13 protein-coding genes are annotated in these 15,701 nt (G+C 74.2%); 7 read left to right on the forward strand and 6 right to left on the reverse strand.

The features are described from left to right. Positions 1-75: 75 nt before the first annotated feature. A complete protein-coding gene (locus DEJ51_RS32950) occupies positions 76-702 on the reverse strand; it encodes a DUF6629 family protein (RefSeq protein WP_150261272.1) in 627 nt (208 codons plus the stop codon). A 4-nt stretch (positions 703-706) separates the two neighbouring features. Next, entirely contained in the window at positions 707-2,188 is a 1,482-nt protein-coding gene (locus DEJ51_RS32955) for an MFS transporter (protein WP_150261273.1), read from the reverse strand. A gap of 163 nt (positions 2,189-2,351) precedes the next feature. Between DEJ51_RS32955 and DEJ51_RS35675 the strand changes: the two genes are divergently transcribed. The 5 genes from DEJ51_RS35675 to DEJ51_RS32980 all read left to right on the forward strand — a co-directional run bounded on the left by DEJ51_RS35675 (position 2,352) and on the right by DEJ51_RS32980 (position 10,130). Next, positions 2,352-5,981, forward strand: a complete 3,630-nt coding sequence (locus DEJ51_RS35675) for a S8 family serine peptidase (protein ID WP_263411724.1) — start codon at positions 2,352-2,354, stop codon at positions 5,979-5,981. A gap of 125 nt (positions 5,982-6,106) precedes the next feature. Further along, positions 6,107-6,862 carry a serine hydrolase gene (locus DEJ51_RS32965; protein ID WP_150261275.1) on the forward strand — a complete coding sequence of 252 codons (756 nt, stop codon included), beginning with the start codon at positions 6,107-6,109 and terminating at the stop codon, positions 6,860-6,862. Positions 6,863-6,913: 51 nt separating this feature from the next. Continuing rightward, positions 6,914-7,423: a protein phosphatase gene (locus tag DEJ51_RS32970; protein ID WP_150261276.1), complete on the forward strand. Its 510-nt coding sequence runs from the start codon at positions 6,914-6,916 to the stop codon at positions 7,421-7,423. Positions 7,424-7,513: 90 nt separating this feature from the next. Continuing rightward, positions 7,514-9,031, forward strand: a complete 1,518-nt coding sequence (locus DEJ51_RS34795; RefSeq protein WP_190620822.1) for a cytochrome P450 — start codon at positions 7,514-7,516, stop codon at positions 9,029-9,031. 145 nt (positions 9,032-9,176) lie between these two features. After that, complete coding sequence (locus DEJ51_RS32980) at positions 9,177-10,130, forward strand: hypothetical protein (RefSeq protein WP_150261277.1); 954 nt, start codon at positions 9,177-9,179, stop codon at positions 10,128-10,130. Here DEJ51_RS32980 and DEJ51_RS32985 read toward each other — a convergent pair. Both DEJ51_RS32985 and DEJ51_RS32990 read right to left on the reverse strand, forming a co-directional pair. Further along, positions 10,116-11,513: a gluconate:H+ symporter gene (locus DEJ51_RS32985; protein WP_150261278.1), complete on the reverse strand. Its 1,398-nt coding sequence runs from the start codon at positions 11,511-11,513 to the stop codon at positions 10,116-10,118. The genes DEJ51_RS32980 and DEJ51_RS32985 overlap by 15 nt on opposite strands. A 12-nt stretch (positions 11,514-11,525) precedes the next feature. Next, positions 11,526-12,047, reverse strand: a complete 522-nt coding sequence (locus tag DEJ51_RS32990; RefSeq protein WP_150261279.1) for a gluconokinase — start codon at positions 12,045-12,047, stop codon at positions 11,526-11,528. Positions 12,048-12,178: 131 nt separating this feature from the next. On the opposite strand from DEJ51_RS32990, the gene DEJ51_RS32995 reads away from it, so the two are divergent. Continuing rightward, the gene (locus DEJ51_RS32995) at positions 12,179-12,895 is read left to right on the forward strand and encodes a FadR/GntR family transcriptional regulator (protein ID WP_150261280.1); all 717 of its coding nucleotides are present in this window, start codon (positions 12,179-12,181) and stop codon (positions 12,893-12,895) included. 52 nt (positions 12,896-12,947) lie between these two features. Here DEJ51_RS32995 and DEJ51_RS34800 read toward each other — a convergent pair whose 3' ends face one another. Both DEJ51_RS34800 and DEJ51_RS33010 read right to left on the reverse strand, forming a co-directional pair. Then, positions 12,948-14,165 carry a hypothetical protein gene (locus DEJ51_RS34800; protein WP_190620824.1) on the reverse strand — a complete coding sequence of 406 codons (1,218 nt, stop codon included), beginning with the start codon at positions 14,163-14,165 and terminating at the stop codon, positions 12,948-12,950. Positions 14,166-14,257: 92 nt separating this feature from the next. Beyond that, positions 14,258-15,142 (reverse strand): sigma-70 family RNA polymerase sigma factor, encoded by an 885-nt coding sequence (locus tag DEJ51_RS33010; RefSeq protein WP_263411725.1) that lies wholly within the window; start codon positions 15,140-15,142, stop codon positions 14,258-14,260. A gap of 205 nt (positions 15,143-15,347) precedes the next feature. On the opposite strand from DEJ51_RS33010, the gene DEJ51_RS33015 reads away from it, so the two are divergent. Then, the gene (locus DEJ51_RS33015) at positions 15,348-15,695 is read left to right on the forward strand and encodes a hypothetical protein (RefSeq protein ID WP_150261282.1); all 348 of its coding nucleotides are present in this window, start codon (positions 15,348-15,350) and stop codon (positions 15,693-15,695) included. Positions 15,696-15,701 lie beyond the last annotated feature (6 nt).

Genomic DNA, 15,701 nt, shown 5'->3' on the forward strand with positions numbered 1-15,701 from the left:
CCGATAGAATGGGAACGAGTTCTACTGCTGCCCGCGTGTGAAGTCACTACATACGTCTAGGTAACTTCCGGTCGGTCACGCGACAGGAGGAGCCGTGTCCGGGCGCCGGACCCAGCCCCAGACCAGCAGCGACGCGACCGCCGCGAACGCGCACCAGGTGGAGGCGAATTCCAGCCGCCACAGCGCTGAGCAGGCCAGCGCCCCCGCCGCCAGCACCACGCCGAGGGTGCGCAACCGCCGGTCGCCCCCGAGCAGCAGGGAGCCCAGCGTGGCGAACAGGTAGCCCGTCAGCACCAGCGGCATCCACGGAACATTCACGCCGTAGCCGATGGTGTGGCCGCGGATCTCCGCGGTGACCGGCCGGAGCGCCAGGCAGTACGAGAGCACCGCGGCGGTGGCCAGACCCGCGGCCATCGGCCCCCACAGGCGGCGCCGGGCCCCGGGAGCGGCCGCCAGCAGGACCCCGGCCGGCACCCACACCGCGAGCAGCGGCAGGGCGATCACCGCCCAGGCCGTGGCCGCCGGGGAGCAGCCGCCCCCCGTACCCCAGACCGCGGCCTCCACCAGCTGGTGCGCGCCGAGCAGCAGCGGCAGCGCGGCGACGGGCAGGTCGCGGGCCCGCCGCACCCGTACCAGGCACACGACCCCGGCGGCGGAGATCACCGCGCCCGCCGCCAGATCGGCCGTCGCACTCCAGCACACGGGATCAGCCGTTCTCCTCCCGGGGTTCCAGCGGCGGGGCCGACACCGCGCAGTACGTATGGCACTGGGGGTGGCACACCTCGGGCGCGGGGGAGCGTACGGTCGCCCAGGCCAGGGCCGCGCCGGCCGCGAACGCCCCGGTGCACCAGAGCATGGCCCGCCCGAAAGCGGCGTCGAACTGGGTCGCCGAGCGGTACGACTCCGGCCCCATCCCGGACAGCAGCGGCAGGGCGGCCACCGCGAGCAGTCCGGCGACGCGCGCCGCCGCGTTGTTGATCCCGCTGGCCAGGCCCGCCCGGCCGGGATCCACCGAGGCGAGCACGGTCGACGTCAGCGGGGCCACCAGGGCCACGAGTCCCATGCCCATGACGACCATCGCGGGCAGCACGTCCCGTACGTACGAGGCGCCGGGCCCCACCCGAAGCATCAACAGCGTCCCGCCCGCGCACAGCAGCGGCCCCACCGTGAGCGGGATCCGCGGCCCGATCCGCTCCCCGAGCTCACCCGAGCGCGCCGACAGCAGGAGCATGAGCAGGGTCGTCGGCAGCATCGCGGCCCCGGCGGCCAGTGCCGAGTAGCCGGACACCACCTGGAGCTGGAGCACGACGAGGAAGAAGAAGCCGCCGATGGCCGCGTACACGCACAGGGTGACGAGGTTGACGGCGGTGAACAGCCGGGAGGCGAAGATGGCCGGCGGCACCATCGGATCGGGCCGCCGCCGCTCCACCTGGACGAAGGCGATGCCCAGCAGGACGCCGAGCACCGCCGCGGCGATCACCGCCGGCGCTCCCGACCGTGCTTCGATCAGCGCGTAGGTGACCAGCCCCAGCGCGGTCGCGCCGAGGGCCGCCCCGGCCACGTCGAACCGTCCGTGCGCCTGCGGGTCCCGTGATTCGGGTACGTGCCGCAGCGCGACCGGCACGCACACCGCGGCGAGCGGCACGTTCAGCAGGAACACCCACCGCCAGCCCGGCCCGTCCACCAGCCAGCCGCCGAGGAACGGTCCCACCGCCGCGCCCACCCCGCCGAGCCCCGACCACAGGCCGATCGCCCGCCCCCGGTCGTCGGCGCGGATCGACGCCTGGATCAGGGCCAGGGAGCCGGGCGCCAGCAGCGCCCCGCCGATGCCCTGCAGGGCCCGGGCGGCGATCAGCACCCCGGCGTTCGGGGCGAGGCCGCACAGCAGTGAGCCGGCCGCGAACCACACCACGCCGAGCACGAAGATCCGGCGCCGCCCGAAGCGGTCACTGAGCGAGCCGCCGACCAGGATCAGCCCGGCCAGAGTCAGCAGATAGGCGTTCACCGTCCACTGGAGCACCGCCAGATCCGCGTCGAGGTCCTCCCCGATGCGCGGCAGCGCCACGTTCACCACGGTCCCGTCCAGCATGGCCATGGTCGATCCGAGCACGGTGGTCAGCAGGATCCACCGGCCGCGCGCGGACGCGATCGGGACACCGGCTCCGGACGGCTCGGCTGGCGCAGTCATGTCTTCAGGCTGGCCCGCCCGGGCGGTACGGGCCACCGGGGCGGGCGCGGTACGGCCGAAAAGCCACCCTTGTAATGAGCATGACGCCTCGTTCACCATGACCCGCGCACGTCACGCACACCCTTCCCGCACAACCCGCACACGGCGTACGAGGAGACAACACGTGGCCCAACGCGACAACCGGTCCTCACGAGCCCTACGGCCCGCAAGGCCCACCCGGCCGGCCAGGCCCGCACGGTCCTTACGCACGGCTCTGGCCGCCCTCACCGCGGTCCTGCTGCTGCCGGTCGGGGCGGGCGTCGCCGCGGCCGCGCCGGACCCCGGCCCCGCCGCCCCGACCGCGGCCGAGCGCAAGATCGAACCCAAGCTCCGCGCCCAGCTCGACGAATCCGCCAAGGCCGCCTTCTGGGTCTACCTCGACAGCGCCGCCGACCTCACCGCCGCGGGGAAGCAGCAGACCCGCGCCGCGAAGGGCGAAACGGTTCTGCGGATCAAGAAGGAACATGCCGCGCGCAGCCAGGCCGAGGTCGTCAAGGCCCTGCAGGGCGCCGGCGCCGAGTACACCTCGTACTGGATCGTGAACGCCGTGCGCGTCGTCGGCAGCCAGAAGCTCGCCGGGACCCTCGCGCAGCGCCCCGAGGTCGCCCGGATCGACGCCGACGACAAGGTCGCCCTTCCCAAGCCCGCCGACGGCAAGCGGGAGAAGGCCGTCGCCGACGCCATCGAGTGGAACATCGACCGGATCAAGGCCCCGCAGGTCTGGGACCAGGCCGGGGTGCGCGGCGAGGGCATCGTCGTCGCCAACATCGACAGCGGCGTGGACTACACCCACCCGGCCGTGAACAACCAGTACCGCGGCAAGAAGGCGGACGGCACCTACGACCACGCCTACAACTGGTTCGACCCGGCGGGTGTCTGCACCACCGCGGCCCCCTGCGACAACAACGACCACGGCACCCACACCATGGGCACGATGGTCGGCGACGACGGCGGCGCCAACAAGATCGGCGTGGCCCCCGGCGCCAAGTGGATCGCGGCCAAGGGCTGCGAGTCGAACTCCTGCTCCGAGGCCTCCCTCCTCGCCTCGGGCCAGTGGATCGTCGCACCGACCGACCTGAGCGGCCAGAACCCCCGGCCCGACCTCGCCCCGCACATCGTCAACAACTCCTGGGGCGGCGGCGGAGGCGACACCTGGTACCAGCAGATCGTCGACACCTGGCGGGCCGCCGGCATCTTCCCGGCCTTCTCCAACGGGAACTCCGGCCCGAGCTGCAACACCGCCGGCTCGCCCGGCGACTACGCCAGCTCCTACAGCTCCGGCGCCTTCGACATCAACAACGCGATCGCGTCCTTCTCCTCGCGCGGCGCGGGCCCCGGCGGCATCGTCAAGCCGAACATCGCCGCCCCCGGCGTGAACGTCCGCTCCTCCGTTCCCGGCGGCGGGTACGAGGCCTTCTCCGGCACCTCGATGGCCTCCCCGCACACCGCGGCCGCCGTCGCCCTGCTCTGGTCCGCCGCGCCCGCACTGGAAGGCGACGTCGCACAGACCGAGTCGCTGCTGGACGGCACCGCCCTGGACACCGACAGCAGCCAGTGCGGCGGCAACGCCGCCGACAACAACGTCTTCGGTGAGGGCCGCCTCGACGTCCTCGCCGCCGTGAACGCCGCCCCGCGCGGCGCCATCGGCTCGCTCGGCGGCACCGTACGCGCAGGCGACCAGCCCGTCGCCGGCGTGAAGATCACCGCTGACGGCCCGATCGACCGCACCACCACCACCGCGGCCGACGGCACCTACCGCTTCACCTCCCTCTCCGTCGGCGACTACACCCTGACCGCCGCCAAGTTCGGCTACGGACAGCAGACCGCGACGGCCACGGTCACCGAGAACGCCACCGCCACCGGCGACTTCACCCTCACCCAGGCGGCCTCCGGCAAGCTCACCGGCACCGTCTCCTCGGCCGCCGGCCCCGTCGCCGGCGCCTCCGTCACCATCGCGGACACCCCGGTGACCGCGACAGCCGACGCCCAGGGCCGCTTCGAGGTCACCCTGCCGCACGGCACCTACGACGTGAACGCCACCCACACCTCCCGCTGCCTCACCGGCGGCACGGCCAAGGTCACCGTCGCCGGCGACACCACGGTCGCGGTGAACCTGCCCGAACGCACCGACGGCTACGGCTACGCCTGCGCCGCCGCCGGCGACCGCCCGTACGCCCAGGGCACCCGCCAGCTCGCGCTCACCGGAGACAACACCACCGAGCGCGTCGACCTGCCCTTCCCGCTGCCCCTGTACGGCAAGACGTACGGCCAGGCCTGGATCGGCACCAACGGCACCGTCAGCTTCGGCGGCAACAACACCGGCGACATCAACGGCGACATCCCGAGCACGGCCACGCCCAACGCGGCGCTGTACCCGTTCTGGGACGACCTCGTCGTCGGCGCTCCCGGCGGCGGATCCGGCGTCTTCACCGCCGTCACCGGCACCGCCCCGCACCGGAGCTACGTGATCGAGTGGCGCCAGGTCTCCCACTGGTCGGCGCAGGCCGACACGTTCTCCTTCTCGGCCGCGATCGGCGAGGACGGCACCGTCTCCTACTCCTACAAGGGGACCGGCGGCACCGGCATCAAGGGCGGCTCCACGGCCACGGTCGGCGTGGAGAACGCGGCGGGCACCGACGCCTTCAAGTACTCCTTCAACACCGCGGTCATCACGGACGGCCTCTCCATCGCCTTCCGGACCACCAAGAGCGGTGTGGTGGCGGGCCGCGTGCTCGACGCCAACGACGGCAACGGCGTCGCGGGCGCCACGGTGACCGTCGGCACCGGTGACACGGCGGTCTCCGCCACCACGGCCGCAGACGGCGGATACGTCGTCCAGAGCCCGTCCGGCTCGCTCCCCGTCTCGCTCGCGGCTCCCCAGTACGAGTCCGCCACGGCGACGGTGAACGTCAAGGCCGCCGACGTCACGGCCGTCACCCAGTCCCTGCGCACCGCGAAGGTGACGGCCTCACAGCCGTCGGTCGAGGTCGTCCTCCCCGCGAACCAGCAGCGGACCCGGACCCTGGACCTCACCAACCCGGGCCTCGGCACGGCGTTCACGGTGTCCGAGGACGCGACCTGGCTGACCGCCACCCCGGCGACCGGCGACCTCGCGACCGGCGCGAAGGTCCCGCTCACCCTTTCGGCGGACACCACCGGACTGACCCCGGGCGCGGTCCTGACCGCCGACCTGAAGATCACCTCGGCGAGCGGCCGTACCCCGGTGCTCACCGTCCCGGTCAAGGTCGTCGTCCCGCGCTACCAGGTCGGCCTGGACGCGGGATCCGGCTACACCTCCACGGACGGCCTGGGCGACGCCTGGTCCCCGGACCGCAAGTACACCCCCGGCTCCTACGGCTACCAGGGCAGCAGCACCGTGCAGGCCACCGGCCGCACCATCGCCGGCACGGACGAGCAGAGGCTGTTCCGCAACGCCCGTGAAGGCATGTACGAGTACCGCTTCGACAACGTGCCGAACGGTACCTACACGGTGGAGCTCGGCTTCGCGGAGCTCTCCTCCACCAAGCCGAACAAGCGCGTCTTCGACGTCCTGGCCGAAGGCACGCAGGTCCTGCCCTCCCTGGACATCTCCCTGGAGGCGGGCACCTACACGGCCCTGACCCGGACGTACACGGTCACGGTCACGGACGGCGTCCTCAACGTCCGCTTCGTCACGCACAGCGGATTCGGCAAGCCCCTGCTGAACACCCTGCGGGTGACCGACCGCCCGGACAAGAGCCAGTCCGGCCGGTGAACCACGGGGCGGGGTGCCCGCGGGCGCCCCGCCCCTGGCTCCGCGGGGTCATTCGGGTGGCGGGGGCCCGGACTCCGCGGCAGCCTGCCGGGAGGCCGCCGCCCGCCTCGTTAACGTGGGCGACCATGATCCCCCTGTGCGACCAGGCCACCGCAGTCCGGGCCCTCGTGGACTCCGCCGACCCCGGGGCCGTGTGGGCCGTCGGGGGGCCCGAGGGACCCCAGGCGGGTTCGGACGGCGGGCATCCCGCCGACGCCGCCTTGGACGTGACCGGCCTCGCCGGTGTCCTCGCGCTCTGGCCGGTCATCGGCGCCCTCGTCGACGAGGGCGCACTGCGGCTGCACACACCGCTCGCCGCCTACGGGGGCACCGCCGCCGAAGGCACCCCCGCCGGGACCACCGCCCATCACCTCCTCACCCATCCGGGCGGGACCGCCGCCCTCACCCACCTCACCCGCCTCGCCGAACAGCTCTCCGGCAGCCCGCTCGCCGACCTCGCGGCCACCCGGGTCTGGCACCCCCTGGGCATGACCGGCACCCGCTTCGCCGACGGCGGCCTGCGCGCACCCCTCGCCGACCTCGGCCGCTTCCTGTGCCACCTCCTGGGTCCCGGTGATCCCGTGGGCGCGGCGGGCATCAGCCGGGCCTGGACCACCGAGTCCCTCCGGATCCGTACGGGCGAACTCGTCCCCGCCCGGGGCCTGCTCTGGGACCCGGCCCCGCACGGGGTCTGGACCCACCACGCCCCGCAGGACGGCGGCCCCACCCTGTGGGTCTCCCCCCGCCACCACCGCTGGGCGGTCCTGCTGCCGACCGCCGGGCGAGGTACGCCCCGTACCGCCTTCCGCGAGGCCGTCTTCGCCCCAACCGCCCCTGAATGAAGGATGGTTGTGTGAGATCCTGAAGGCCGTAACCAGGAGGTCGCGGCCCGGATGAAGAAGACCCGCAGGCGCGACCGGGGCGTACCCGGGCCGCCTTCCCCGTGGGACGAGATCACACCGGGCCTGTGGATGGGCGGCCACTACTGGACCGACCCGGCCGGTGAGCCGCGGCCCGTCGTCGTGGCGGACGAGTTCGACGTCGTCATCAGCTTGTTCACCCGGACCGGCCACGGCCCGGGACCCCGCGCCGAGCACGTCGTGGGGGAGATACCGGACGCCGCGCTCACCGCCGGCCAGCTCCACACCGTCCAGCGCCTCGCCCGCACCGCGGCACTCGCCCTCGACTCGGGCCTCACCACGCTCGTCCGCTGCCACTCGGGCTACAACCGGTCCGGCCTCGTCGTCGCCCAGTGTCTCGTCGACCGGGGTCTGACCCCCGCCGAAGCCGTCGCCCGGGTGCGCCGCGGCCGCTCGCCACTGGCCCTGAACAACGAGCTCTTCACCTCCTACCTCACCGCCGGACTCGACGTCGCAGCACTGCTGGCCGGACTGGACCCCTGACGTGGTCCTCGGGGCGCGGAGTGCGCAGGTGGGACGTACGGTGATGCCGTTGTCGCCGAGCGTTGTCGCACCCGCCGCGGAGGTACACGGATGCGTACGGTCCAAGGGGCCGCCCTCGACGGGCTCCGAGCCCGGGTACGGGCCCTCGCCGCCCGGCGCCGCCCCGAGCGGGCCGGCCGGCCACCTCGCGCCGAGGCACCGTGCGCGGGCGGCGGACCCGCCCTGCGGGGACCGGGCGCGGGAACTCCCGGCCGGCGGACGCCCGGAACGCAATTCTCGCGGTACGCGGCTGCCGCCCCGGTCCCGCGATCCACCGCCCGGGCCGCTCTCGCCGGTGTCGGCGTCCTGCTGCGCGGCCTGACCGGGCCCCGCCCCGGTGAGGTACGCACCTCCGCCGCCGCGCTGCGGGCCCTGCGCGCCCGCGACGGCGACGCGCCCGCCCTGGTCCGCACCCGCTCCGGGCGGACCGTGCTCGTCCTCCTCGACCCGCAGGACGTGCGCCGCTTCTACGCCGAACCCGTCAGCGTCCTCGCGGCGGCCCCGCCGGACAAGTGCCGGGGCCTGAGCCCCGAGGAGCCCGCCGACTCCGGCTGTTCCCGGGGCGAGCTCCGGGCGGAGCGACGCGAGATCAGCGCCGAGGCGCTGGCCCCGGACCGGCCCGTGCACCCCTCCTGCGGGCCGTTCCTCACCGCCCTCGCCGAGGAGGCCCGGCACCTGACCGGCCCCGCCCCCGCGACCGGCACCCGCACCGCCGCCGTCGTCCTCGACCTCACCCGTGCGCGGTACGCCGTACACCGCGCCGCCCGGCGGATCGTGCTCGGCGACGCCGCGGCCGGGGACGAGGAGCTGGGCGGCTGGCTCACCCAGCTGCGCGCCGAGGGCGGGAGCCCGCGCGGCGGCCGGGTACGCGCCGCCCGTTCCGTGCAGGACAAGGCCCGCGCCCGCATCGGGCAGTACGCCGCCCGGGCCGGCGCCGACACCCTCGTGGGACGGGCCGCCGGCCACGCCGATCCGGCCGGGACACTCGACCTCGCCGGCCAGGCCCAGCACTGGCTGCTGGCCATGGACGCCGTCCCGGACACGCTGCTGCGCACCCTGCTCCTGCTCGGGGCGCACCCCGCCGAGCAGGACCTGGCCGCCGTGGAGGCAGCCGCCGAAGCCGCCGCCGGTGGGGACCGGGGCGCACTGCCCCGGCTGCGGGCCTGCGTCCGGGAATCCCTGCGGCTGTACCCGGTGGTGCCCGACCTGATGCGCGTCACCCGGGCCGAGACCGAATGGCGGGGCGTGCGCTACCCGGCGGGCACCGCGGTGCTGGTGCCCGCAGCGTTCCACCAGCGCGACCCCGAACGGGTACCGGCCGCGCACGTGTTCGTGCCCGGCCGGTGGAAGAACCCGGGCGCGGACCAGGACATCCGGATGGCGCCCTTCAGCCATGGCGGCGGCCGCTGCCCGGGCGACCAGCTCGGCCTGATGGCCACCGCAGCGCTCTGCGCCGAGGTGTTGCGCGGCCACCGGGTCACCGGCACCCGGCCGGTGCTGGACCCGGTGGGACCGCTGCCCGTGGCGCTCGACGCCCGGCGCGTCCGGCTCATGCTCACCCGCCGCTGAGGCCGACCCGGACCCGTAACCGTCCCGACCCCGTGCCTGCCCGACGCCGCCCCGGATCCCATACCCGCCCGACCCTGCCCGACCCCGTCCGACCCCGCCCGACCCCGTCCGTCTCCGAGCCCGTGCCGAACCCCACGAGGATCACATGCCCGACGCCGCGACCTCCGCGTCCACCGCCCCGGACATCGACCTGCTCGACGCCCCGTGCCGCGCCCTCGCCGAGGCCGCCGACGCGGTCGGTGAGGCCGCCCGCCACGCCTCCGGCCTGGCGTTCGGGGCCCGGCTGCCGGCCGCCGCCCTCACCCGGGGCGGCCGTACCCGGCTGGGCTGGCGCACCCTGCTGCGTACGCTCACCGACCCGTCGGGCCTCGGCTGGGCCCCGCGCGGCCGGGGCGTGGCCCGGGCCGGGCGGCTCGCCGGAATCCTGGCGGGCCGGGAGAGCCTCGCGATCAGCATCGCCGTCTGCGGGCTCAAGGCCCGGATCCGGGCGGCGAGTACGAGCCGCCCCGAACTGTTCGACGATCCCGGTGCGGCCGCGGTCCTGGGCGCCGTCGGAGCGGGCCGCCAGGGTGACGCCGTCCGGTTGTTCCGCGCCATCGTGCGCGAGCGCGGCGCCGAGCACGCCTTCGCACTGCTCGCCCCGTCCTTCGCCGACATCCTCGCCTGGCACGCGCTGACGGACGCGAACCCCTTCAACGACCACGCCGGCTGGCAGGTCGCCACCGGCCGGGCCGAGACCGCCGAACCGGTCCTCGGGCTCGGCGCCGCCTTCTGGGCCTTCTGCGACCGGGGTCCGGGGCTGCCCGAAGGGCCGGCCCCGACGGGATCCGCCGCACCGCGCGGCCCGGCCCGCCGACGGGTCACGGACCGGGCGCCCCGCCCGGCGCCGCTGCCGCCGGGCGGCGGCCTCAGCGGCCATGCCGCCGCGCTGCGCACGCACGCGTTCCGCCTGCACGGGCTGGCCGCGGCGCCGGAGTGGCACGGCCCGGAGACCGAGGCACTGCGGGCCGAGGTCACCAGGCTCGCGGCGCGCTGCGCCACGGCGGCGGGCGGGCTCGCGCTGGCCGCCGCCCAGCTGAAACCGCTACAGGACCAGTGACAGCAGCAGCACGAGGCCCAGGCCGACCACCGAGATGACGGTCTCCATCACCGACCAGGTCTTCAGGGTCTGACCGACGGTCATTCCGAAGTACTCCTTGACGAGCCAGAAGCCGGCGTCGTTGACATGGCTGAAGAACAGCGAGCCGGCCCCGATGGCCAGGACCAGCAGCGCGGTCCCGGTGGTGGACATGTCCGCCGCGAGCGGGGCCACCAGCCCCGCCGCGGAGATGGTGGCCACCGTCGCCGAGCCGGTGGCCAGGCGGATGGCCACGGCGATCAGCCAGGCCAGCAGCAGGGTCGGCACCGCCCAGTGCTCGGACACGTCCAGGATCATCTGCCCCACGCCGACGTCGATCAGCGTCTGCTTGAAGCCGCCGCCCGCGCCCACGATCAGCAGGATGCCCGCGATCGGGGCCAGGGACCGGTCCACCGTCTCCGAGATCCGCGCCCGGGTGAAACCGGCCGCCCGTCCGAGCGTGACCATGCCCACCAGGACGGCCGTGAGCAGCGCGATCATCGGAGAGCCCGCGACATCGGCCACGCGCTGCACCGGGGCGGTGGGATCGTCGACAACGATGTCCACGAGGGCTTTCACGAGCATCAGCGCCACCGGCAGCAGCACGGTGAACACCGTGGCCCCGAACCGGGGGCGGTGCGCCGACTCGGCCGACGGGCGCTCCGTGATCATGTGCTCCGGCGCCGGGATGTCGACCCACCGGGCCGCGTACCGGGAGAACAGCGGCCCGGCGATGATCACCGTCGGGATCGCGACGAGCACCCCGAGCCCGAGGGTGACCCCGAGGTTCGCGTGGAGCGCGTCCACGGCGACGAGAGGTCCGGGATGCGGCGGGACCAGCCCGTGCATCACCGAGAGCCCCGCCAGCGCCGGGATGCCGATCCGCATCAGGGAGTGGTTCCCCCGCTTGGCGACCAGCAGCACCACCGGTATCAGCAGCACGATGCCGACCTCGAAGAAGAGCGGCAGCCCGATCACCGACGCGATCAGCACCATCGCCCAGGGCATGGCCCGGCCCCTGGCGCGGGCGAGGATCGTGTCCACGATCTCGTCCGCGCCGCCCGAGTCCGCCAGCAGTTTGCCGAGGATCGCGCCGAGCGCGATCAGTACGCCGACACCGGCGACCGTGGCGCCGAGTCCGGCGGTGAAGCTGGAGACGGTCTTGGCCGGCGGTGCGCCCGCGAAGACCCCGAGGGCCAGCGAACCGACCGTCAGGGCCAGGAAGGCGTGCAGTCCGAAACGGGTGATGAGCAGGACGATGACGGCTATGCCCGCCAGGACGGCCATCCCCAGCTGGGCGTTCCCGGCCGAGGTGATCGGTCCGGGGGCGGCCGCTGCCAGAGTCTCGACGCTGAGACCGGTCACGGTGGCGATTCCTCAGTTCTCGTGTATGGGGAGGCGGCGCAGGGCGGTCAGCGCCCGCTCGGTGATGTCCTGCGGGGACCCCGACACCTCGACGACTACGCCGAGTTCGTCGTCCTGGAGCGGCTCCAGCGCGGCGAACTGCGAGTCGAGCAGGGTGGTGGGCATGAAGTGGCCCTTGCGCTCCGCCATGCGCTTCTCGATCAGCGGACGGTCGCCGGCGAGGTGGACGAAGACGATCCCGGGCGCCGCCGTGCGCAGCCGGTCGCGGTAGGCGCGCTTGAGGCAGGAGGCGGCGATCACGCCGCCGCGCAGGGCCGCACTGTTGCGCAGCCACTCGCCGATGGCGTCCAGCCAGGGCCGGCGGTCCTCGTCGTCCAGCGGGTTCCCGGCCGACATCTTGGCGATGTTGGCCGCCGGGTGGAAGGCGTCGCCCTCCGCGTACGGAATGCCGAGTGCCTCGGCGAGCAGTTGCCCCACGGTCGTCTTGCCCGTACCGGCCACGCCCATCACCACAATGACGCGCTGGGTGCTCACGCCTACCTCGCTGTCCTCGTCGACATCGGTTCGTGTGGCACCACTGAAGCCTATTAAGTACTACGTATTCAAGCTTCAGGTCAGAAACGTCACATCTTTTGTCCGTGTGGGCGTCACCGTACGCTTACGCCATGACCACCGAAGGCACTCCCGGCCAGGGGAACGGGCTCCACAGCCACGTGCTGGACACCCTCGGCCTCGCGATCACGGCGGGGGAGTACCTCCCGGGCAGCGTCCTGCGCACGGACGAGATCGCCGAGCGCTTCGACGCCTCGCGCACCGTCGTACGGGAGGTCGTCCGCGTCCTGGAGTCGATGCACCTGGTCGAGTCCCGCCGCCGGGTCGGCGTCACCGTGCGCCCCACCGACGAGTGGAACGTCTACGACCCGCGCGTGATCCGCTGGCGGCTGGCGGGCACCGACCGGCCGCGCCAACTGCGGTCCCTCACCGTGCTGCGCTCCGCGATCGAGCCCGTCGCGGCCGGGCTCGCCGCGACGCTGGCCACACCGGACCAGTGCGCCGAACTCACCGAGGCGGCCCTGGGCATGGTGCGCACTTCGCGCGGCCACCAGCTGGAGGCCTATCTGCGGCACGACATCGCCTTCCACCGCGTCGTCCTCAAGGCCTCGGGCAACGAGATGTTCGCCCGTCTCGGGGACGTGGTCGCCGAGGTCCTGACCGGTCGCACCGAGCATGCGGTGATGTTCCACGATCCCGACCCCGCCGCCGTCACCCTGCACGTCCAGGTCGCCGAGGCGGTCCGCGAGGCGGACGCGGCGCGCGCCGAGGAGCTGACCCGCCGGATCGCGGTCGGCGCGCTGCGGGAACTGGACGTCCTCGCGCCCTGAACACCGGGCCCCGGCCCCGTCGGCCGGCTGCACCGGCCGCGGGGGTGCGGTGTCAGCCGCAGCCGCCGCAGCCCCCGCAGCCGCCGCAGCTCCCGCCATCGCAGCCGCCGCCTCCCCCACAGCCTCCGCCGGTGGAGGAATCGGAGCTCCGTGACTGCGCGCGTTCCCGCGCCCGTTCGCGCCTGCGCTCCTCCTCCCGGCGCGCCTGCTCGCGTACGGCCTCGCGGTGCGAGCGGCCCGACGGCTTCCAGCCGCTCGGCCCATGGTGCCGGCGCGGGAGCAGCGGGGCGGCCGTGACCTGCGAAACGATGCGGACGTCCGTCTCGTAGACGGCGCTCTCCAGGACGACCTCGGCCCCCTCGTACACGGCTCCGTACAGAACGGCCTGGAACGGCTCCCGGACCGGGTCGATGTCGTGATGGTCCGCGCGCAGGCCCCGTCCGGATCCGGAGAGCAGGACCCGCTGTCCCGGGGCGGTGTCCCGGGCCCGCGGCACGTGGGCGATCAGGGGCGGGCCGGCGGGGGTGTCGGCGTCCGGGTGGACCCAGCGGTGGCCGGACGCGGTGGCCCGTACGCCGACCAGGAGCGCGGGCTGTGGCCGTCGGCGCAGCCGCCGGGCCGCCAGGTGCCGGGTCAGGTTCCGGCCGAGCGCGGTGGTGCCGACGACCAGGAGCGCTGTGGCGAACAGCCGCCCGGCGAAGGGGCCGTACCGGTGCGTGAGGGCCGGGGCGGCCGCCAGACAGCACAGTGAGCCGATGACGACGCCCGGCAGCCCGCGGCGCCGGTGGGCGGCCGGAAGCACGGCCGGCAGCGGGAAACGGGCGGATCCGGCTGCGGCGAGCGCCAGTTCGCGCTGGCGCCGCCGGACGCGCAGGCGGACCAGAGCTCCGGCGAACGCCCACGCCGCGAGGGCGAGGACCAGGCCGTGACCGGCCCGGACCGCCCGGTCGGAGGAGTGCGGAAGGGCGAGTACGGACTCGGCCGCGAGGACGGGCGCGGCGAGCAGGGTGGCCACCGGGAGGTACCGGAACCACCACGGCAGCGCGGCCAGCAGGGCGACGCCCGCGAAAGCCCGCCACCCCCCGGCGGGCCCGGCCGTCAGCACGACGGCGAGGAGGACCGGGCCGGCGAGGAGGCCACCCCCGGCGGCGGGTGCGAACACGGCCGGAAGGCGGGCCCGGAGCCAGCGTGAGGCGTGGTCGACGCCCCACGCCGCGACCGCTCCCTCCGGTATCGCCGCCGTGGGCAGGTGCTTGACGTAGTCGGTCACGGCGCCAGTATGTGAGCGCCGTGCCACGGCCCAGAAGGGGCGGTCGCGGCACGGAATCGCTACGGCCGCTTCCGGCGCCGGACCGCCGCGGCTCAGACGTCGAGCGCGGCGATCTCGACCGCGCCGAGACGTTCCGGTTCCGCCACGATGTCGATCCGGGTGATCAGACCGTCCTCGATCGTGAAACCGAGCACCAGGAACAGGCGTCCCAGCGGGGCCATGGCCAGGCCGACCGATCCGTCGACCAGGGCCGGCGCCGTGGCCCGGGCCCGCTGCATCGCCGCCATCGCACCCGTGGCGACGGTGACGGCGCCGCGGACGAGGAGCGGGGCGGGGGTGGGTCCGACGGCCTTGTCGGCCCGCAGCACCACGTCGGGGTGGAGCAGGGTGACGAGCGCGTCGAAGTCGCCGCCGCGGGTGGCGGCGAGGAAGGCGTCGACGACGCGGCGCTGGAGGGTCAGATCGGCCTCGGGAACCAGCGGGGCGCCCTTGACCCGGCGGCGGGCGCGGCTGGCGAGCTGACGGGTCGCGGCCGGGGTCTTCTCGATCATCGGGGCGATCTCGTCGAAGGGCACGGCGAACAGGTCGTGCAGTACGAACGCGAGCCGCTCGGCCGGTGCCAGCTGGTCGAGCACCACCAGCAGCGCCAGGCCGACCGAGTCGGCCAGCAGGGCCTCCTGCTCGGGGTCGACGGTGTCCGCACGGCTGACGGCGGGGCCGGAGGGATACGCCTCCATCGGGTCCTCACGCCGGGACTCGCGCGAGCGCAGCATGTTCAGGCAGACGCGCGACACCACCGTCGTCAGCCAGCCGCCGAGGTTCTCGACGTCGCTGACGTCGGACCGGTCGAGACGCAGCCAGGCCTCCTGGACGGCGTCATCCGCCTCGGCGAGCGAACCGAGCATGCGATAGGACACCGCTCTCAGGTGAGAGCGGTGCTCTTCGAACCGCTCCGTCAGCCCTGCATTCCCGTCCACCGGTCCCCCATGTCGATCGGCCCACTCCGGACCATCAACATAGATCACGGGAAAAAGCCCTGGTGAGGCGGGAGTTGGCGGAGGCCCCGGCCGGGACCGACCGGGGCCGGCCAGGCCGGCCGGCTGCTGGATAATGGCCCTGAACAGCAGAGGCGAGTGGACACGCCGGATCCCCAGCGTGGTCCGGCAGGAGAGGGAGCCCCCGATGGACGTGCAGCACTTCGAGCGGATCACCGCATTCATCGAGGCGCGGCTCACCCCGCTGTTCGACGAGGCGACGGGCAGCGAACACGGCTTCGCCATGGACGACACTTCCCGTGCCCTGCGCGCGCTGCGCAACTCCGTCCTGGAGGCCTCCGCCGTCAAGGGCCTCGTCGAGGCGCGCGAATCCGCAGAGCCGGCCGTGCGCCGCGTCATCGACCAGTCGGTGGAGCACAACTGGGACGTCCTGCGCGGGATCGCCCGCCAGTGGGAGGACCACGCCGACTTCCGCCACGAGTTCAAGCACCACGCCTGGGAGCTCGACCACCACCACGCCGCCGCGGAGGCCTGAGCCCAC

The organism is Streptomyces venezuelae (genome assembly GCF_008642275.1).
GTDB classification, from domain to species: domain Bacteria; phylum Actinomycetota; class Actinomycetes; order Streptomycetales; family Streptomycetaceae; genus Streptomyces; species Streptomyces venezuelae_E.

Coding starts and splice junctions, on each gene's coding strand:
- DEJ51_RS32955 (WP_150261273.1), bottom strand. CDS start 2,188: ATGACTGCGCCAGCCGAGCCGTCCGGAGCCGGTGTCCCGATCGCGTCC.
- DEJ51_RS32965 (WP_150261275.1), top strand. CDS start 6,107: ATGATCCCCCTGTGCGACCAGGCCACCGCAGTCCGGGCCCTCGTGGAC.
- DEJ51_RS32970 (WP_150261276.1), top strand. CDS start 6,914: ATGAAGAAGACCCGCAGGCGCGACCGGGGCGTACCCGGGCCGCCTTCC.
- DEJ51_RS34795 (WP_190620822.1), top strand. CDS start 7,514: ATGCGTACGGTCCAAGGGGCCGCCCTCGACGGGCTCCGAGCCCGGGTA.
- DEJ51_RS32980 (WP_150261277.1), top strand. CDS start 9,177: ATGCCCGACGCCGCGACCTCCGCGTCCACCGCCCCGGACATCGACCTG.
- DEJ51_RS32995 (WP_150261280.1), top strand. CDS start 12,179: ATGACCACCGAAGGCACTCCCGGCCAGGGGAACGGGCTCCACAGCCAC.
- DEJ51_RS33015 (WP_150261282.1), top strand. CDS start 15,348: ATGGACGTGCAGCACTTCGAGCGGATCACCGCATTCATCGAGGCGCGG.